Genomic DNA, 17,790 nt, shown 5'->3' on the forward strand with positions numbered 1-17,790 from the left:
GTGTCGGGGTGGTGTCAGAGCGTCAACTCGTAGGTGAGCAGCGTGATGTCGTCCAGCTCCGGCACGGGATTCCAGTCCCGTTCGGGTGTGCGGACGAAGCCCAGGCGTTCGTAGATGCGGTGGGCGGTGTGCATGGTGCGCTGGGTGGACAGGACGACGGCCGTGCAGCCATCCGTGGCCCTCGCGCGCTCGACGCAGGCCCGGACGAGCGCCTCGCCGACGCCCCGGCCGCGGGCCGCGGGGTCCACCGCGAGCATGCGGATCTCCGCCTCGCCGGGACGGGCGATGTCCGCCATGGGGCCGCCGGACGGGACGAAGGTGACGCCGCCGAGCGGCCGGTCGTCCGCGACCGCGACGAGGACCTCGGCGGCGGCCGCGCGTTTCGCGACGTCCCTCAACTCGCCCAGGTACTCGTCGCTCTCGCCGAAGTCCAGGAGGCCGTCCCCGAGGTAGGCCTGGGCGGTGATCTCGCCGAGGGCGGCGTACTCGGACGGGGCGGCGGGCCGGATGATGATGTCCATGGGCCGAGTGTGCGGGACGGCTACGGCAAGGCGCCGTGGGTTTTCCGCGGGGCGCCCCGCCGCGGCGGACCGCTCGTCACCCGCCCGGACCGGCAACGGCAGCGGGCCGCCGACGCGTCTGCTGTCGGCGGCCCGCTGCGGATGTCGCGTGGGTCAGTGCGCGCTGCCCGCGGTGGCCGGCGGAAGCTCCACCTGGACATCGGGGTCGCCGGAGTCCGCCGTGTAGTCGTCCGGCTTGGTCTCGTCGATGCCCTCGGGGGCCTTCACGGCCTTCAGGACGACCGTCAGGACCACGGTGACCAGCACGTTCAGCACGAACGCCGTCAGGCCGATGTAACCGATCTCGCCGATGCCGGGGATCTCCTTCGAGGAGCCGCCGAAGTGCTTCTGCGTCGGCGAGGCCACCCCGTACGCGGCGGCCGTGCCGTAGATCATGCCGACCGCCCAGCCGGCCAGCAGCGCCCAGCGGTGGAACCAGCGGGTGAACAGGCCGCCGACCAGGGACGGGAAGGTCTGCATGATCCAGATGCCGCCCAGCAGCTGGAAGTTGATGGCGACGGTCTTGTCCATGGTGAGGACGAAGACCAGGGCGCCGACCTTCACCAGCAGGGAGACCAGCTTGGAGACCTTGGTCTCCTGCGCGGGCGTCGCGTCCGGCTTGATGAAGTCCTTGTAGATGTTGCGGGTGAAGAGGTTGGCCGCCGCGATGGACATGATCGCCGCCGGGACCAGGGCGCCGATGCCGATCGCCGCGAACGCCACACCCGTGAACCAGTCCGGGAACATGTCCTCGAACAGCTGCGGGATGGCCAGCTGGCCGTTGGACACCTTCACCCCGGCCGCGATCGCCATGAAGCCCAGCAGCGCCAGCAGACCCAGCATCAGCGAGTACAGCGGCAGGATCGTGGTGTTGCGGCGGATCACCTCACGGCTGCGGGACGACAGGGTCGCGGTGATCGAGTGCGGATACATGAACAGCGCGAGCGCCGAGCCGAGCGCCAGCGTGGCGTACGTCCACTGGCCCGCCTCCGGTGGCGTGACCGCCCCGCGCGGCTTGCCGGTGGCCGGGTTGGCCTGGCCGAGCGCCTCGCCCGCCTTGGCGAAGACGTCGTCGAAGCCGCCCAGCTTGATCGGGATGTAGATGATCGCCACCGCGATGACGATGTAGATCAGCGTGTCCTTGACGAACGCGATCAGCGCGGGGGCGCGCAGGCCGGAGGAGTAGGTGTAGGCCGCCAGCACACCGAAGGCGATGAGCAGCGGAAGGTCCTTGACGAACCAGTTGGTGTCCTCGCCGCCGCCGACGCCCATCACGTCCAGCACCGCCTGGATGCCGACCAGCTGGAGCGCGATGTACGGCATCGTCGCCAGGATGCCGGTCACCGCCACCGCCAGCGACAGGCCCTTGGAACCGAACCGGCCGCGCACGAAGTCGGAGGTGGTGACGTACCCGTGGCGGTGCGAGACCGACCACAGGCGGGGCAGGAAGGTGAAGATCAGCGGGTACATCAGGATCGTGTACGGCACCGCGAAGAAACCGGACGCGCCCGCCGCGTAGACCGCCGCCGGTACCGCGACGAAGGTGTACGCCGTGTACAGGTCACCGCCGAGCAGGAACCATGTGATCCAGGTCCCGAAGGACCGCCCGCCCAGGCCCCATTCGTCCAGGGAGTGCTCGTTCTCGGCCTTGCGCCAGCGCGCGGCCAGGAAGCCCAGGACCGTGACGGCCAGGAAGAAGAAGATGAAGACGCCGAGCGCGACGCCGTTGACGCCGTCCTTCACCGCGCCGCACCCCCGCTCGCTGCCTTGCGGGCGCGCTGGTCACGCTGCCAGAGCTTGTACGCCAGCATGGTGAGAGCGGCGGAGATCAGCACCCAGAGCATCTGGTACCAGTAGAAGAACGGGATTCCGATGAGCGTGGGGTCCACCTTGGCGTACGAGCCGACCCACAGCATCGCCACGAAGGGCGCTATGAGACACAAGGCGATGACCACCCTGACCGGTGTCACCACCGGCGGTCTCACTTCAGGCGTTTCGGACATGCCACGGCTCCGTCCCCTCGCTGATCACCTGTGCTGATTGAGCAGGCAATCTAGGTGACTGTGTCATGACAGCGGAAGCCCTCGTCCGCATATCGGTATAGCGATTCGGCGAACGCGTCCAGCCGTTATCCGGCCGTTACTCCACCGGGCGCTTCAGCCGGGCGACGAACTTGTAGCGGTCCCCGCGGTAGACCGAGCGCACCCACTCCACCGGCTTGCCCTCGCGGTCCAGCGAATGGCGGGAGAGCAACAGCATCGGCAGACCCACGTCGGTGCCGAGCAGACCGGCCTCGCGGGGTGTGGCCAGGGAGGTCTCGATGGTCTCCTCGGCCTCGGCGAGGTGGACGTCGTAGACCTCGGCGAGCGCGGTGTACAGCGAGGTGTACTTCACCAGGGAGCGCCGCAGGGCGGGGAAGCGCTTGGCCGACAGATGGGTGGTCTCGATCGCCATCGGCTCGCCGTTGGCCATGCGCAGTCGCTCGATGCGCAGCACCCGGCCGCCGGCGGTGATGTCGAGCAGCTCGGCGAGCCGGTCGTCGGCCGTGATGTACCCGATGTCCAGCAGCTGCGAGGTCGGCTCCAGGCCCTGGGCCCGCATGTCCTCGGTGTAGGAGGTGAGCTGGAGCGCCTGGGAGACCTTGGGCTTGGCCACGAAGGTGCCCTTGCCCTGGATGCGTTCGAGCCGGCCCTCCACGACCAGTTCCTGCAGGGCCTGGCGCACCGTGGTGCGGGACGTGTCGAACTCGGCGGCCAGCGTGCGCTCGGGCGGGACCGGCGTACCCGGCGCCTGCGTCTCCGTCATGTCGAGCAGGTGCTTCTTCAAGCGGTAGTACTTGGGCACGCGCGCGGTACGGGTGGTGCCTGCCTCGTTCTCCGCACTGCTGACGTCGGTGCTCATGCTCTGCCTTCCCGGCTCCGAATGCCGAAAGCGACCGACATCCCATCGGCCACGGCTCACATCGTGGCACGGGTTGCTCTGCCAGCACTCCACCCGCACGCTCCGTGATCCCCTCTGTATACCGCCGCACCCGCTGTTGGTCTAGTCCATCGGGCGGGTGAGCGGGGAGGACACGGGGCCGAGGGCCGGGGCCGGGCGTGGGGGAGGCGACGCGAGCCCCGTCGGCCCGGGTGGCCGCCCCCACCGGCCCCTCGGGCGCCCCGTCTGTGTGGCGCCCCGCCTGCGCGGCGAGTCGCCTGTGCGGCGCCCCCTTGTACGACGAGCCGTCGGCAGCCTGCCGGTGCCGCGGCCTGCTGCGGCCTGCCGGTGTCCAAGCCTGCCGGCGGTGCCGTCGGCGGGCTTCCCTAAAGGCCCTGCCACTCCGGCTTGTTGGCGTAGGTGTGGCGGAAGTAGTCGGCCAGCTTCAGCTTGGACGCGGCGGCCTCGTCGACCACCACCGTGGCGTGGCGGTGGAGCTGGAGCGCGGAGGCGGGGCAGACCGCGGCCACCGGGCCCTCGACCGTCGCGGCGACCGCGTCCGCCTTGCCCTCGCCCGTCGCCAGCAGCACCAGGTGCCGGGCCTCGAGGATGGTCCCGATGCCCTGGGTGATGACGTGGTGCGGGACCTGCTCGATGTCGCCGTCGAAGAAGCGGGCGTTGTCGATCCGGGTCTGCTCGGTCAGCGTCTTGATCCGGGTGCGCGAGGCGAGCGAGGAGCACGGCTCGTTGAACCCGATGTGTCCGTCGGTCCCGATGCCGAGCAGCTGGAGGTCCACCCCGCCGGCCTCGGCGAGCGCCCGGTCGTACGCCTCGCACGCCGCCTGGACGTCCTGCGCCGTGCCGTCCGGACCCATGAACGCGTCCATCCCTATGCCCAGCGGCTCCAGCACCTCACGGCGCAGCACCGAGCGGTAGGACTCGGGGTGGTCCGCGGGCAGCCCCACATACTCGTCGAGCTGCGCGATCCGCGCCCGGGAGGCGTCCACGGCGCCGGAGCGCACCTTGGCGGTCAGTGCCTGGTAGATGGGCAGCGGGGTGGAGCCGGTGGCCACGCCGAGCAGGGCGTCGGGCTTGCGTCGCAGCAGCTGGGCCACGGCCTCGGCGATGAGCTTGCCGCCCGCCGCGGCGTCCGGAACGATGACAACTTCCACGCTGGGCCTGCCGTTCTGAAGTGGGCTCTGTGCGTCTATGTGGTTTAGACCAATCTAACAGAGCCCACGTTCGAGAGCGCGGGAAGAAGCGGGGAAGGGCCGGGAAATTCTCAGGTGAGGGAACCCCCCGTCGCGTCCAGCCAGTGACCGGTCACCCAGCGGCCGTCGTCCGAGGCCAGGAAGGCCACGACATCGGCGACATCGGCCGGCGTTCCCACCCGTCCCAGTGCCGAGAACGCGGCGGCCCGGGCCTGGCCGTCCTCCGTGCCGTGCAGCAACTCCGCGGTGTTGTCGGTGTCGATGATGCCGGGTGCCACCGAGTTGACCGTGATCCCGCGGGGGCCCAGCAGTTTGGACAGGTCCCGGGTGAGGACGTCCAGCGCCGCCTTGGTCATGGAGTAGGCCAGGAGGTCGGGCATCAGGGCGCTCCGCGCCAGGCCGGACGATATGTTCACCACCCGCCCGCCGTCGCGCAGCCGGTCCGCGCCGAGCCGGGTCAGGAAGAACGGCGCCTTCGCGTTCACCGCGAACAGGCGGTCGTACTCCTTCTCCTCGATCTCCCCGAAGGGGCGCGAGGAGCCGATGCCCGCGTTGTTCACCAGGATGTCCACCCCGTCGGCATGACGGTCGAACTCCGCCCACACCCGCTCGGCGTCCCCGGGCGTGCCCAGTTCCACCCCGATCGCGAACGCGGAGCCGCCCGCCGACTCGATCGCGGCCACCGTCTCCCCGGCCGCCTCCTCGTTGGTGCCGTAGTGCACCGCCACGCGGGCGCCGTCGCGCCCCAGCCGCTCGGCGATGCCCCGCCCGATGCCCCGGCTCGCACCCGTCACCAGTGCCGTCTTGCCTGTCAGCGCGCCCATGGCCGCCCTCCCGCATTTGTCTAACGGTCGCTACAAAAAAACCGTACACCACCCCGCCGACAATTTTCTAGGGGTCGCTATAAAATGGTCCGCATGGCCACCGGGCAGGACACACAGGCGAAGAGCGGCGGCGCGGGCCGGACGCGGGGCAGGCCGCGCTCCTTCGACCGCGCCACGGCACTGGAGAAGGCCCTGCTGGCCTTCTGGCAGCACGGGTACGAGGCCACCTCGGTCTCCGACCTCACCCGCGTCATGGGCATCGGCGCCCCCAGCCTGTACGCGGCCTTCGGTGACAAGCGGTCCCTCTTCGACGAGGTCGTCCGCGTCTACAGCGGCACCCACGGCGCCTTCGGCGCGCGCGCCCTGGAAGAGGAACCCACGGCCCGCGAGGGCATCGCCCGCATGCTCCGCGAGGCCGCCGCCGAGTACACCGACCGGTCCCATCCGCAGGGCTGCATGATCATCCACGCCGCCATCAACTGCACCAACCCCGAGGTCGAGGCGTTGCTGCGGGACCGGCGCAACGCCAACATCGCCGCCATCGAGTCCCGGATCCGGGCGGACATCGAGGCCGGTCTGCTGCCCGCCGGCACTGACGCCGCGGCCCTCGCCCGGCACACCGGCGCCGTGATCCAGGGCATGTCCCAGCAGGCCCGCGACGGCGCACGCCGGGAGGAACTGGAAGCACTCGCGGAAATTGCCATGGCCATCTGGCCCCATGACTGACCCGGGCGGGCTAGGCTGCGTGGCATCGCGGGCCGGCGCCTGTCACGGCGCCGACGCTTCCGCACCATGGACACGCCGACGTGGTCTAGTCCAGAATCGAACAACAACAGCCTCCGTCTTCCCCGCACAGGAAGGCGGACCGAGGATCCGGTGCTCTCTGCCCTGACTGCCCGGCTCCTCGACCTTCGGCCGACCGGGACCGCACACCCCACGGCCGTTGATGCTCCGGGCTGCGGTGCCGGGAGGGTTGAGGGTCCCTTCCAGGCGCCGCGGCCCGCGGGTGTTTTTCCGGCCACCTTCAGGCCCCGGGTACGCTCGCACACGTGCCCTCCATGAACGAACTCGTACGCCAGCACACCGCCCTGGACGACTCCGACCTCGAGTGGCTCCACCTGCTGGTCTCGGAGTGGCAGCTGCTCTCCGACCTCTCCTTCGCCGACCTGGTGCTCTGGGTGCCCACCCGGGACGGCACCCGGTACGTGTCGGTCGCCCAGATGCGGCCCAACACCGGCCCGACCTCGTACCAGGACGACATGGTCGGCCACCTGGTCCCGCGCGGCCGGCGGCCGATGCTGGACGCGGCGCTGGACGAGGGCCGGATCGTGCGCGAGGGCGACCCGGAGTGGCGTGAAGAGGTCCCCGTACGGGTCGAGTCCATCCCGGTACGGCGTGAGGGCCGCGTCCTCGGTGTGATCGCCCGGAACACCAATCTGCTCACCGTGCGCACCCCGAGCCGCCTGGAGCTGACCTACCTCCAGAGCGCCTCCGACCTCGCGCAGATGATCGCCGCCGGTTCCTTCCCGTTCCCCGGCCAGCAGGTCGACATGGACGCCTCCCCGCGCGTCGGCGACGGTCTGATCCGGCTGGACGCGGACGGCATCGTCCAGTACGCCTCCCCGAACGCCCTGTCCGCCTACCACCGGCTCGGCCTCGCCGCCGACCTGGTCGGTCACCACCTCGGGCAGACCACCGCCGAACTCGCCCCCACCCGGGGACCGGTGGACGAGGCGCTGGCCAAGGTGGCCAGCGGGTGGGCGCCGCGCGAGTTCGAGATCGAGGCGCACGACGGTGTGATCCAGTTCCGGGCGATCCCGCTCAAGCCCAAGGGCACCCGCATCGGTTCGCTGGTGCTGCTCCGGGACGTGACCGAACTGCGTCGGCGCGAGCGCGAGTTGATCACCAAGGACGCCACCATCCGGGAGATCCACCACCGGGTGAAGAACAACCTCCAGACGGTCGCGGCCCTGCTCCGGCTCCAGGCCCGGCGCATCGAGTCCGAGCGCGGCCGGGAGGCACTGGAGGAGGCGGTCCGCCGGGTCGGCTCCATCGCGATCGTGCACGAGACCCTGTCGCAGAACCTGGACGAGCGGGTCGAGTTCGACGACATCGCCGACCGGGTGCTGGCCATGGTCGCCGAGATCTCGCCGGGCAAGGTCACCGGCCGGCGCACCGGACGGTTCGGCATACTCGACGCCGAGGTGGCCACCCCGCTGTCCATGGTCCTCACCGAGATCCTGCAGAACGCCCTGGAACACGGCTTCCGCGAGGGCGACACCGGCACGGTCGAGGTCTCCGCGGTGCGCGGCGGCACCACCAAGGAGGCCCGGCTGCTGGTCACCGTCCAGGACGACGGCGTCGGTCTGCCCGAGGGCTTCGACCCGCACCGCTCGGGCAACCTCGGTCTGCAGATCGTACGGACGCTGGTGGAGGGCGAGCTGGGCGGAACCTTCGACATGGTGCCGGCGTCCGGGCGCGGGACCCGGGTGATCCTCGACATCCCGGTGCGGGCCCAGAAGTAGGCCCCGGAAGCAGGCGCCTTCCTCGCGGCGGAGCCTTGTGGGGCTGGGGCGGCAACTCCCTCGTCCTTCAAGGTGTTCATCGCAGAAGGCGCCGCCAAGACGCTGCCGGCGATGCGCCGGCGCACAGCAAAAAGCCCCGGACCGCCATTGGTCCGAGGCTGATGCTCGTTGCTGCTCTGCTTTATCGCTAAGCGCTCCGGGGGAACTGCGCGCTGCGGCTCGGGGGCGGGAGATGCGTACGTGCTGTGCGCGCCGCCAAGCTCAGGCTGTCAGCAGGGGTGGGTATGTCAGGCGGAGGCCTGACGGGCCCGGTTGCGGGCGGCGCGGCGCTTCATGGCGCGGCGCTCGTCCTCGCTGAGACCACCCCAGACGCCGGAGTCCTGACCGGACTCGAGCGCCCACTGCAGACACTGCTCGATCACCGGGCAGCGACGGCAGACGGCCTTGGCTTCCTCGATCTGCAGCAGCGCAGGACCGGTGTTGCCGATGGGGAAGAAGAGCTCGGGGTCTTCCTCGCGGCAAACGGCGTTGTGACGCCAGTCCATGGCTGCTACCTCTCCTTGGTATTACGTGCAGGTTGCTTGTGAATGTGAACGCTTTCACGAATCCCTCAACAAGTGAAGGGCCGACTGCCGAGTTCACACCCGGCGTGGTCCTTGGTTTGAAGAGGGGTTCCGGTGATCAGTGGAGGCCGGTGTTGCGGGCCGTCCCGATCGCCACGTAGAGACTCGCAAACCTCGGCGACGGATACAACCCCTTCCGGGAAGTTTTTTTTGATTCCTCGGTGTCGACTAGGTCACAGCCGTACTTCCATGGGGTGGATCCTGGCCTAAACGTTCGAGTGAAAGGACTTTTGCCCGTTCCGCTCACACAATCACACGCAGTGCACGGCGTACGCCTGTGAACGTCACGCTCGTACGCAGCCCGAGATGGTCACCGTCCATCTGGAGGGGCAGCGGCACCTTCGAATGCAAGGTGAACTGATCCAGATCATGCAGGGAGACTGCGTGCTTGCCGTGCGGTCCGCGCTCGGGGGACGAAGTGAGCAACTGGGTGCCATACCGGGCAACCGCGGCCGTCGAGAGACGGCTGAGACCCAGCACGTCGATGCCGGTGTCGAACGACGCCTTGGGCGACGTGTACATGGGGCGATTGCCGAGGTACGTCCACGGGGACGTGTTCGAGACTATGGCGACGACGAGATCCTCCACGGGGTCCGCGCCGGGACGCTCCAGGGTGATCGTGCCGTTGCGGCGGTTCGGCTCGCCCAGGAACTGCCGGACCACCTGCCGGACGTAGAGCGCGTGGGTCGACTTCTTCCCGCGCTCGCGCTGCTGCTCGACCCGGCCCACCACGCCCGCGTCGAAGCCCAGCCCGGCGTTGAAGGTGAACCAGCGGGCCGGCACCGCCTCGTCCTCGGTGCCCGGCGGGCCCGACGTCAGCCCCAGGCCGACGATCCGCTCGGTGCCGTCGCGCAGCGCGTCCAGCAGCGCTCCGGTGGCTTCGACGGGATCGTTGGGCAGGCCCAGCGCCCGGGCGAAGACGTTCGTGGAACCGCCCGGGACGACGGCCAGGCCGGGCAGGTGCTCCGGGTCCGGGCCGGCGTGCAGCAGGCCGTTGACGACCTCGTTGACCGTGCCGTCGCCGCCGAGCGCCACCACCAGGTCGATGTCGTCGCTCTCCGCCGCCTGCCGGCCGAGGTCGCGGGCGTGGCCGCGGTACTCGGTGGTGACCGCCTCCAGCTTCATCTCGCTCGCCAGCGCGTGGATGAGCACATCACGTCTGCGTGCGCTTGTGGTGGTAGCCGCCGGATTGACCACGAGAAGTGCACGCATGCATGGCAGCGTACCTACTGGGGGGTATCGGGCCCAGCCCGAGGTAGGGATCCGGTAAGAGGCGGGGCGTGAGCCTGAACACGCTCCGCCGGGCGCGTCCCCGGGTGCCCGGCCGTCATCGGGGCGCGACGGCTACCCTTCAGGGGTGAGCAGTCAGCAGAACCCCGCCCCCGAGACCGCCGAGACAGCCGCGACCGAGGGACCCCGCCCGCGCCGGCTGACGTACGCGGCGGTGCTGGCCGCGCTGGAGGGCGCCGCGCTGGCGGCCGGCGGCCTGTGGGTGCTCGTCCGCGGGGTCACCGGTGAACCGGACGACCGGCAGCAGGCCGTGACCCTCGGCATCACGCTGATCGTGCTCGCGCTGCTGCCGCTGCTCGCCGCGCGCGGGCTGCTGCTGCGCCGCTCCTGGAGCCGGGGTCCCGCGGTGATCACCCAGCTCATGGCGCTCCCGGTGGCCTACAGCCTGCTCCAGGCCGACAGCATGGCCGTCCCGGCCGGTGTCGCCCTCGCCGCGATCGCCATCGCCGCCCTCGTCCTCCTCGTCAACGGCGAGACGACCCGGGCCCTCGGCATCAAGGGGCCCGGCCGGGCCGAGTAGGGCCCGGCGGGCAGGACGTACGGGGCCGGCGGGTGGGCTACGGCTCACCGGACCGGCCGCACCGGCATCCCGCACCCACCGAGCCGGACCAGGCGGCCGCGTGGCTCACCCGGCGGACCGGCCCGGGCTCACGGCGCCGGGCAGGCGCGCGTCACTCCTCCACGAGGAGCTTCTCCCGCAGCTGGGCCAGGGTGCGGGCCAGCAGCCGGGAGACGTGCATCTGGGAGATGCCGACCTCCTGGGCGATCTGCGACTGGGTCATGTTCCCGAAGAAGCGCAGCAGCAGGATCCGCTTCTCGCGCGGCGGCAGGTCCTCCAGCAGCGGCTTGAGGGACTCGCGGTACTCCACCCCTTCCAGCGCCTCGTCCTCGGCGCCCAGGGTGTCGGCGACCGCCGGCGACTCGTCGTCCGTGTCGGGGACGTCCAGGGACAGCGTGGAGTACGCGTTCGCCGACTCCAGGCCCTCCAGGACCTCCTCCTCCGAGATGGCCAGCTTCTCGGCCAGCTCGTGGACCGTCGGCGACCGGCCGTGCAGCTGGGACAGCTCGGCCGTCGCGGTGGTCAGCGAGAGCCGCAGTTCCTGGAGCCGGCGCGGGACCCGGACCGCCCAGCCCTTGTCGCGGAAGTGCCGCTTGATCTCGCCGACGACGGTCGGCGTGGCGTACGTGGAGAACTCCACCCCGCGCTCGGGGTCGAACCGGTCGACGGACTTGATCAGCCCGATCGTGGCGACCTGGGTGAGGTCGTCCAGCGGCTCGCCGCGGTTGCGGAACCGGCGCGCCAGGTGCTCGACGAGCGGCAGGTGCATGCGGACGAGCTGGTTGCGTAGTTCCGCGTACTGCGGGCTGCCCTGGGGCAGCGAGCGCAGCTCGACGAACATGGCCCGCGCCCCGCTGCGGTCCTGGACGTCGTGCTGTACGGCCTGCGGGGTCTCCGTCTCCGGCGCCTCGTCCTCGGCGTATCGCTCGTGCTCGCTCATCGTCCCGCCCGTAGCCCTTCCCCGAGCCCTGGCCCCCGCGCGGACGGCGGGTGCGGCGCCGTCGCCTGCCGTCGGCGGTGTGCCCTGTCCGGCACCGTCGCCGTCGGCCCGCGCGGAGCCGTCTTCCGGGTGCGGCCTGGCCTGCTCGGGGATGCCGTCGATGCCGTCCGCCATGCGCCGGGAACCGTCCCGGGGGTCCGCCCCGGAGGTCTCGGCGTCACCCGACCAGGGGGCACCCCCGTCCCCGGTCGGCAGCTCCCGTGTGCCGCGCTCTTCGTCCCGCACCGGCCCGTCCCCGTTCCTCAGGCCGGCCCAGGGCCGACACCACGCTGTTTGTAGAGGCTGATCGAGACCGTCTTGTCCTCGTCCACGGCGGACGAGACCTTGCCCGCGAGGGCCGACAGCACGGTCCAGGCGAAGGTGTCCCGCGAGGGGGCGTGGCCGTCCGTCGTCGGCGCGGACACCGTCACTTCCAGCGAGTCGTCGACAAGCCGGAAGACACAGCTGAGCACCGAGCCGGGCACGGCCTGCTGGAGCAGGATCGCGCAGGCCTCGTCCACGGCGATGCGCAGATCCTCGATTTCGTCCAGGGTGAAGTCCAAGCGAGCCGCCAGACCGGCCGTGGCCGTCCGCAGCACCGACAGGTAGGCACCCGCAGCCGGCAGCCGGACTTCCACGAAGTCCTGGTTCGCCGCGGGCTCGCCTGCGATCTGGGACACCCTCACCTCCATGGTGGTACAAGCTTTACGGGGCCGAGGGTCGCCCCCCGGGGTAACGCGTACATGGTTCAAGCGGTGACGCTATCGCGCTCCGAACGTTCCTGTCCCCGGGACCCCAACCCCCTGGCGTCACTCACAGTAAAGCTCCGGATACGCTCCGTGTCTAGGGGGTGGGCGGGCCCAAATGGGAAGAGCGCGCGCCGGATTGACGTACCCAGACGTCAGACGCTCGAACCGTCGTGCGGAAGCCGCCACAAGCAGTGTCACACGAGAACGTGGTCGGACGAGAGGTCCCGCTCGCACGAACGCGGGTCAGACGAGCACATGGTCGACGAAGCACCACCGCCAGTCCTCGCCGGGCTCGAAGGTCCGCATCACCGGGTGCCCCGTCCGCGCGTAGTGCTCCGTCGCGTGCCGTCCCGGCGAGGAGTCGCAGCAGCCGACGTGACCGCAGGTGAGGCAGAGCCGGAGCTGCACCGGGTGCGTACCGTCCCGCAGGCACTCCGGGCAGGTCGCGGCGAGCGGCGCCGGTTCCGGGTGCGGCAGCGCTTCGGAGTGCGTGCACTGTTTCATGATTGCCAGATTACGACGGGTGTGCGGACGACCGCGCGGATCAAGAGGGTGGGCGAGGACCTTGGACGTGATGCCCCTGCTGTTGCTGGTGGCGGGCAGTGCGGCGGTGGCCGCGGCGGCCCGGCGCACTCCCGCGCCGGCCCCGCTGCTGCTGGTCGCCGTGGGCCTGGCGGTCTCCTACATCCCCGGCGTGCCCTCGTACACCCTCGACCCGCACGTGGTCCTGCCGCTGCTGCTGCCCCCGCTGCTGTACACCTCGGCGAGCGACAGCTCCTACCTGGACCTGCGCGCGCAACTGCGGCCGGTGGCGCTGCTGTCGGTCGGGTACGTCCTCTTCGCGACCGTCGTCGTCGGCTGGGCCGCCTACGTGATCGTCCCCGGGCTGCCGCTGCCCGCCGCGCTGGTGCTGGGCGCGGTGGTGGCCCCGCCGGACGCGGTGGCCGCCACGGCGGTCGCGCGCCGGGTCGGCCTGCCCTCCCGGATCACCACCATCCTCCAGGGCGAGTCCCTGCTGAACGACGCCACCGCGATCACCGCCTACAAGGTGGCGCTCGGCGCCGCCGTCGGCGAGGGCGCCACCTGGGCCGGCGGCATCGGCGAGTTCGCGCTCGCCGCGATCGGCGGGGTCGGGGTCGGTCTGATCCTCATGGCACCCCTGCACTGGCTGCGCACCCACCTGAACGAGCCGCTGCTGCAGAACACGCTCTCGCTGCTGATCCCGTTCGTCGCCTACGGGGTCGCCGAGCAGGCGCACGCCTCCGGGGTGCTCGCCGTCGTGGTCGTCGCCCTCTACCTCGGCCACCGCGCGTGGGAGGTCGACTTCGCCACCCGCCTCCAGGAGGAAGCGGTGTGGAAGATGGTCGCCTTCGTGCTGGAGTCCGCGGTGTTCGCCCTGATCGGCCTGCAACTGCCGATCGTCCTCCAGCGGCTCGGCGAGTACGAGGGCGTCTCCGCGGTCTGGTACGCGGTCGCCGTCTTCCTGGTCGTCGTGGTGGCCCGGTTCGTCTGGGTCTACCCGGCCACCTTCCTGCCCCGGCTGCTGTCGAAGCGCATCCGCGCGCGCGAGGAGAACCCCACCTGGCGGGGCGCGATGGTCACCTCGTGGGCCGGCATGCGCGGGGTCGTCTCCCTGGCCATCGCCTTCGCCATCCCGTCGACCATGGCCGACGGCCCGCGCAACCTGATCCTCTTCCTGACCTTCACCACCGTCATCGGCACGCTCGTCGTGCAGGGCGTGACGCTGCCGCCGCTGATCCGGCTGCTGCGCTTCCCCGGCCGCGACCGGCAGGCCGAGACCCTCGCCGAGGCCAACGCCCAGGCGCAGGCCTCGCGGGCCGCCGAGGCCCGGCTGGACGACCTGCTCTCCGACGAGCGCAACGCCCTGCCGCCGCCGCTCGTCGACCGGCTGCACACTGTTCTGGAGCGCCGCCGCAACGCCGTCTGGGAGCGGCTCGGCCAGGTCAACCCGGTCACCGGCGAGTCCGTGGACGACACCTACCGCCGGCTGTCCCGGGAGATGATCAGCGCCGAACGCGAGGTCTTCGTCAGGCTCCGCGACCACCGCTACATCGACGACGAGATGCTGCGCGCCCTGCTCAGGCGCCTGGACCTGGAGGAGGCGGCGGCCTTCAGGGAGGCCGGTTAGCGTTCCGGGACGGCCGCGGGGGGCTCCGGGAACGGCCGCCCGGTGACGACGGCGGCGATCGTGCTCCCGCGCGTGAAGGCGCCCTCCTCCGCGAGGGTGACAAGTCCGTAGAGCAACTTGGCGACATAGAGACGTTCCACCGGCAGTCCGTGCCGCTCCTCGAAGTCGCGTGCGAACGCCTCCAGTTCGGGGTTCGTCCGCGCGTACCCGCCGAAGTGGAAGCGGTCGTCCAGGGACCAGACGCCGGTACGGGCGCCGAAGGCACGTTCCTGCAGGGCCTGTATGTCGGCCTCCAGGAAGCCGCCCTTCAGGACCGGTATGCCGAGCGCCCGCCCGTCCGTCCCGAGCCCGGCGGCCAGTCCGGCGAGGGTGCCACCGGTGCCGCAGGCGACCGCGACGACCTCGGCGTGGCCGCGCAGTTCCGCGCCCAGTGCCCGGCAGCCCCGCACCGCCTCGGCGTTGCTGCCGCCCTCCGGGACGACGTACGCGCCCTCGGCGCCGGCCGCGCAGAGGATCCCGGCCAGGGTCTCCGGCTCGGCCTTGCGGCGGTACGTCGCTCGGTCGACGAAGTGCAGCCGCATGCCGTCGGCCGCGCACCGGGCCAGGGACGGGTTGAGCGGGCGGCCGGCCAGCTCCTGGCCGCGTACCACGCCCGTGGTGGGCAGGCCCAGCAGCCGGCCCGCGGCGGCGGTGGCCCGCAGGTGGTTGGAGTAGGCCCCGCCGAAGGTGACCAGGGGCCGGCCGCCGGCCGCCGCGATGTTCGGCACCAGCTTGCGCCACTTGTTGCCGACGAGGTGGGGGTGGATGAGGTCGTCGCGCTTGAGCAGCAGCCGCAGCCCGTGGCGTTCGAACCGGGGGTCCCGCGCCTCCTGGAGGGGCGAGGGCAGGCGCGGGGCGAGCGGTCCGGTGCTGGTCACGGCTCCATTGTCACCCGGGGCGGGGTGTCCGGGCGGGGCCGCCGGCCGGGCGGGGAGACCGCGACCGGCCCGGGGCTCCGGAGCCGCGTGACCGGCGGCAGCGCGGCGTGCCGCGGCGCTACTCCTTCAGCCGTTCCCGCACCCGCTCCCTCAGGGAGCGCATCGAGACACCCCGCGGATCCACCTTCCCCGGCTGCCACTCCAGGTGGCCGATGACCGACCGCTCCGTCCAGCCGTGCCGGCGGCACAGGGCCGCGGCGGCCCGGACCATCGCCTCCAGCTGCTCGTCCGGCCACGGGTCCTCCCCGTCGCCGAGGTTCTCGCACTCGAAGCCGTAGAAGTGCCGGTTGCCGTCGGTGTTCGCCTCGTTGTCCGGCGGCAGCCCCTTCTCGGCGATCACCGCCCGCAGCACCTCGTCGTCGCCGAGCCCCGCGTGGTTGGCGCGGCCGTAGCCGACCAGGTGGACCCTGCCGTCCTTGGTGATCACGCCGTGGCACAGCGGGCCGGGCAGGTCCGGGTGGCCGTCGCGGCACAGGTCCACCGTCCGCTCGCTGCCCCGGGTCACCGTGTGGTGGATCATCACGCCGTGGACGGGCCCCCAGGGGCCCTTGTGATTGCGGTTGTGGTCCTGCCAGTCGCCGACCTCGACGACCGTGACGCCCTCGGCCCGGAGCGCGTCCAGGAATTCGCTCGCCGACATGGGTGGGGCCATGCCCGACTCCTTCGTGCCGTGCCCGTCCGGCCACGGAACCGGCCGGACGTCCTGCCTGCTTCTACCGAAACCGGACGTCCCGGAACACATCGTTCGTACGGCGTGCGAGCCGATCCGGACAGCGGACGATGCCGTGCCGGCCTGGACAAAGTCCCTGCCTCTGCCCACTAATCCGATGATCCATTCCCGCTCTTTCGGGTAATGGCGCGGGCACACCCCGTGCTGGGAGGCTCGGACGTGAGACCGGTGCCCGGTGCACTGCGGCACCGGGCATACATGGGAGGGCGTTTCTTTATGTCGGTAGGTGAAGAGGTCCGTACCGATCAGAACAGGCCGCAGCAGTCCCTCGGGACGGCGGCGGCGCGGAATTTGGCCACCACCACCAAGTCCGTTCCGCAGATGCAGGAGATCAGCTCCCGCTGGCTGCTGCGCACGCTTCCCTGGGTCGACGTCCAGGGCGGCACCTACCGGGTGAACCGACGGCTGACCTACGCCGTCGGCGACGGCCGTATCACCTTTGTGAAGACCGGTGACCAGGTGGAGGTCATCCCGAACGAACTGGGCGAACTGCCGGCCCTGCGGTCGTACGCGGACGAGGAGGTGCTGGCGGAACTGGCCCGGCGCTGCCGCCAGCGCGAAGTCGCGCCCGGCGAGGTGATCGCCGACTTCGGCCACCGGACCGACGAGGTGTACCTGCTCGCCCACGGCCGGGTGGAGAAGATCGGCACGGGTCCCTACGGCGACGACGCCGTCCTCCAGGTCCTGGCCGACGGCGCCTACTTCGGCGACCAGGCGCTGCTCGACCCGGAGGCGATCTGGGAGTACACCGTCCGCGCGCACACCGCGACCACGCTGCTCGTGCTCAGCCGTCAGGACTTCCAGCAGGTCGCCGAGCGCTCCGACTCGCTGCGCGACCACCTGGAACGGCTGCGCTCGATCCCCCGGCAGCGGACCAACAAGTACGGCGAGAAGGAGGTCGAGCTGGCGGCCGGCCACTCCGGCGAGCCCGACATCCCGCACACCTTCGTGGACTACGAGCCGCGGCCCCGCGAGTACGAACTGAGCATCGCCCAGACCGTCCTGCGCATCCACACGCGCGTGGCCGACCTCTACAACCAGCCGATGAACCAGACCGAGCAGCAGTTGCGGCTCACGGTCGAGGCGTTGAAGGAGCGTCAGGAGCACGAGCTGGTCAACAACCCGGAGTTCGGCCTGCTCAGCAACTGCGAGTACGACCAGCGGATCCAGCCGCACGACGGCGCGCCCAGCCCGGACGACATGGACGAGCTGCTCAGCCGCCGCCGGGGCACCAAGCTCTTCCTGGCTCATCCGCGCGCGATCGCCGCGTTCGGCCGCGAGCTGAACAAGCGGGGCCTGGTCCCGGAGACCATCGACATCGGCGGCAACCGCATCCCCACCTGGCGCGGGGTGCCGATCTACCCCTGCAACAAGATCCCGGTCAGCGAGGCCCGTACGACCTCCATCATCGCCATGCGTACCGGCGAGGCCGAGCAGGGCGTCATCGGTCTGCGGCAGTCCGGCATCCCGGACGAGATCGAGCCGAGCCTGTCCGTGCGGTTCATGGGCATCAACGAGCAGGCCATCATCAAATACCTGGTGACGGCCTACTACTCGGCCGCCGTGCTGGTGCCCGACGCGCTCGGTGTCCTGGAGAACGTCGAGATCGGCCGGTGGGGGTGACGTTTCCGCACGTAGTGGCCGTGTTCCCGGCCACCGGGAGGGGTAGGCCCTCGGGGAACGCGTCCGGGCGGT

The 17,790-nt window shown here is 71.0% G+C and carries 18 protein-coding genes; 5 read left to right on the plus strand and 13 right to left on the minus strand.

Annotated elements, in window-relative coordinates; translation table 11 throughout:
* Positions 1-14: 14 nt before the first annotated feature.
* The 6 genes from HB370_RS26595 to HB370_RS26620 form a co-directional block, all read right to left on the minus strand.
* Positions 15-521, minus strand: a complete 507-nt coding sequence (locus HB370_RS26595; RefSeq protein ID WP_030794631.1) for a GNAT family N-acetyltransferase — start codon at positions 519-521, stop codon at positions 15-17.
* Positions 522-674: 153 nt separating this feature from the next.
* Entirely contained in the window at positions 675-2,303 is a 1,629-nt protein-coding gene (locus tag HB370_RS26600) for a sodium:solute symporter family protein (protein WP_030794633.1), read from the minus strand.
* Positions 2,300-2,563, minus strand: coding sequence for a DUF3311 domain-containing protein (locus HB370_RS26605; protein WP_030794636.1), 264 nt, complete (start codon positions 2,561-2,563; stop codon positions 2,300-2,302). Before HB370_RS26605 ends, HB370_RS26600 begins: the two co-directional genes overlap by 4 nt.
* Before the next feature lie 136 nt (positions 2,564-2,699).
* Entirely contained in the window at positions 2,700-3,461 is a 762-nt protein-coding gene (locus HB370_RS26610; protein ID WP_030794638.1) for a GntR family transcriptional regulator, read from the minus strand.
* 404 nt (positions 3,462-3,865) lie between these two features.
* Positions 3,866-4,651: a glucosamine-6-phosphate deaminase gene (gene nagB, locus HB370_RS26615; protein ID WP_030794640.1), complete on the minus strand. Its 786-nt coding sequence runs from the start codon at positions 4,649-4,651 to the stop codon at positions 3,866-3,868.
* Positions 4,652-4,761: 110 nt separating this feature from the next.
* The gene (locus HB370_RS26620) at positions 4,762-5,514 is read right to left on the minus strand and encodes an SDR family oxidoreductase (protein ID WP_030794642.1); all 753 of its coding nucleotides are present in this window, start codon (positions 5,512-5,514) and stop codon (positions 4,762-4,764) included.
* Positions 5,515-5,607: 93 nt separating this feature from the next.
* Between HB370_RS26620 and HB370_RS26625 the strand changes: the two genes are divergently transcribed.
* Positions 5,608-6,240 (plus strand): TetR/AcrR family transcriptional regulator, encoded by a 633-nt coding sequence (locus tag HB370_RS26625; RefSeq protein ID WP_030794645.1) that lies wholly within the window; start codon positions 5,608-5,610, stop codon positions 6,238-6,240.
* Positions 6,241-6,563: 323 nt separating this feature from the next.
* The gene (locus tag HB370_RS26630) at positions 6,564-8,039 is read left to right on the plus strand and encodes a PAS domain-containing sensor histidine kinase (RefSeq protein ID WP_078637856.1); all 1,476 of its coding nucleotides are present in this window, start codon (positions 6,564-6,566) and stop codon (positions 8,037-8,039) included.
* A 287-nt stretch (positions 8,040-8,326) separates the two neighbouring features.
* Here HB370_RS26630 and HB370_RS26635 read toward each other — a convergent pair whose 3' ends face one another.
* Together HB370_RS26635 and HB370_RS26640 are read right to left on the minus strand one after the other, a co-directional pair.
* On the minus strand, positions 8,327-8,584 hold the full coding sequence (locus HB370_RS26635) for a WhiB family transcriptional regulator (RefSeq protein ID WP_003992873.1): 258 nt from the start codon (positions 8,582-8,584) through the stop codon (positions 8,327-8,329).
* 321 nt (positions 8,585-8,905) lie between these two features.
* A complete protein-coding gene (locus HB370_RS26640) occupies positions 8,906-9,874 on the minus strand; it encodes a diacylglycerol kinase family protein (protein WP_030609816.1) in 969 nt (322 codons plus the stop codon).
* Between the two features lie 145 nt (positions 9,875-10,019).
* Here HB370_RS26640 and HB370_RS26645 point away from each other — a divergent pair, with 145 nt between their 5' ends.
* On the plus strand, positions 10,020-10,472 hold the full coding sequence (locus tag HB370_RS26645) for a hypothetical protein (protein WP_030794651.1): 453 nt from the start codon (positions 10,020-10,022) through the stop codon (positions 10,470-10,472).
* Positions 10,473-10,623: 151 nt separating this feature from the next.
* Here the strand turns inward: HB370_RS26645 and HB370_RS26650 are convergent, their stop codons facing one another.
* The 3 genes from HB370_RS26650 to HB370_RS26660 form a co-directional block, all read right to left on the minus strand.
* Complete coding sequence (locus tag HB370_RS26650) at positions 10,624-11,736, minus strand: RNA polymerase sigma factor SigF (RefSeq protein ID WP_208974446.1); 1,113 nt, start codon at positions 11,734-11,736, stop codon at positions 10,624-10,626.
* Positions 11,737-11,753: 17 nt separating this feature from the next.
* The gene (locus tag HB370_RS26655; RefSeq protein WP_030609825.1) at positions 11,754-12,170 is read right to left on the minus strand and encodes an anti-sigma regulatory factor; all 417 of its coding nucleotides are present in this window, start codon (positions 12,168-12,170) and stop codon (positions 11,754-11,756) included.
* A gap of 312 nt (positions 12,171-12,482) precedes the next feature.
* Positions 12,483-12,743 carry a UBP-type zinc finger domain-containing protein gene (locus HB370_RS26660; protein ID WP_030794657.1) on the minus strand — a complete coding sequence of 87 codons (261 nt, stop codon included), beginning with the start codon at positions 12,741-12,743 and terminating at the stop codon, positions 12,483-12,485.
* A 61-nt stretch (positions 12,744-12,804) separates the two neighbouring features.
* On the opposite strand from HB370_RS26660, the gene HB370_RS26665 reads away from it, so the two are divergent.
* Positions 12,805-14,388, plus strand: coding sequence for a Na+/H+ antiporter (locus HB370_RS26665; protein WP_030794660.1), 1,584 nt, complete (start codon positions 12,805-12,807; stop codon positions 14,386-14,388).
* Here the strand turns inward: HB370_RS26665 and HB370_RS26670 are convergent.
* Positions 14,385-15,305, minus strand: coding sequence for a pyridoxal-phosphate dependent enzyme (locus HB370_RS26670; RefSeq protein WP_030794664.1), 921 nt, complete (start codon positions 15,303-15,305; stop codon positions 14,385-14,387). The genes HB370_RS26665 and HB370_RS26670 overlap by 4 nt on opposite strands.
* 118 nt (positions 15,306-15,423) lie before the next feature.
* Positions 15,424-16,017, minus strand: a complete 594-nt coding sequence (locus HB370_RS26675) for an N-acetylmuramoyl-L-alanine amidase (protein ID WP_030794667.1) — start codon at positions 16,015-16,017, stop codon at positions 15,424-15,426.
* Between the two features lie 294 nt (positions 16,018-16,311).
* Between HB370_RS26675 and HB370_RS26685 the strand changes: the two genes are divergently transcribed.
* Entirely contained in the window at positions 16,312-17,718 is a 1,407-nt protein-coding gene (locus HB370_RS26685) for a family 2B encapsulin nanocompartment shell protein (protein ID WP_030794669.1), read from the plus strand.
* Positions 17,719-17,790: the final 72 nt, after the last annotated feature.

This window comes from Streptomyces sp. DSM 40868 (assembly GCF_011820545.1).
Classification (GTDB): domain Bacteria; phylum Actinomycetota; class Actinomycetes; order Streptomycetales; family Streptomycetaceae; genus Streptomyces; species Streptomyces eurythermus.

What these genes read in the sequence shown, in the direction of transcription:
- HB370_RS26595 (WP_030794631.1), bottom strand. Translation starts at nt 521, where the DNA reads ATGGACATCATCATCCGGCCCGCCGCCCCGTCCGAGTACGCCGCCCTC.
- HB370_RS26605 (WP_030794636.1), bottom strand. Translation starts at nt 2,563, where the DNA reads ATGTCCGAAACGCCTGAAGTGAGACCGCCGGTGGTGACACCGGTCAGG.
- HB370_RS26610 (WP_030794638.1), bottom strand. Translation starts at nt 3,461, where the DNA reads ATGAGCACCGACGTCAGCAGTGCGGAGAACGAGGCAGGCACCACCCGT.
- HB370_RS26620 (WP_030794642.1), bottom strand. Translation starts at nt 5,514, where the DNA reads ATGGGCGCGCTGACAGGCAAGACGGCACTGGTGACGGGTGCGAGCCGG.
- HB370_RS26625 (WP_030794645.1), top strand. Translation starts at nt 5,608, where the DNA reads ATGGCCACCGGGCAGGACACACAGGCGAAGAGCGGCGGCGCGGGCCGG.
- HB370_RS26635 (WP_003992873.1), bottom strand. Translation starts at nt 8,584, where the DNA reads ATGGACTGGCGTCACAACGCCGTTTGCCGCGAGGAAGACCCCGAGCTC.
- HB370_RS26640 (WP_030609816.1), bottom strand. Translation starts at nt 9,874, where the DNA reads ATGCGTGCACTTCTCGTGGTCAATCCGGCGGCTACCACCACAAGCGCA.
- HB370_RS26660 (WP_030794657.1), bottom strand. Translation starts at nt 12,743, where the DNA reads ATGAAACAGTGCACGCACTCCGAAGCGCTGCCGCACCCGGAACCGGCG.
- HB370_RS26675 (WP_030794667.1), bottom strand. Translation starts at nt 16,017, where the DNA reads ATGGCCCCACCCATGTCGGCGAGCGAATTCCTGGACGCGCTCCGGGCC.
- HB370_RS26685 (WP_030794669.1), top strand. Translation starts at nt 16,312, where the DNA reads ATGTCGGTAGGTGAAGAGGTCCGTACCGATCAGAACAGGCCGCAGCAG.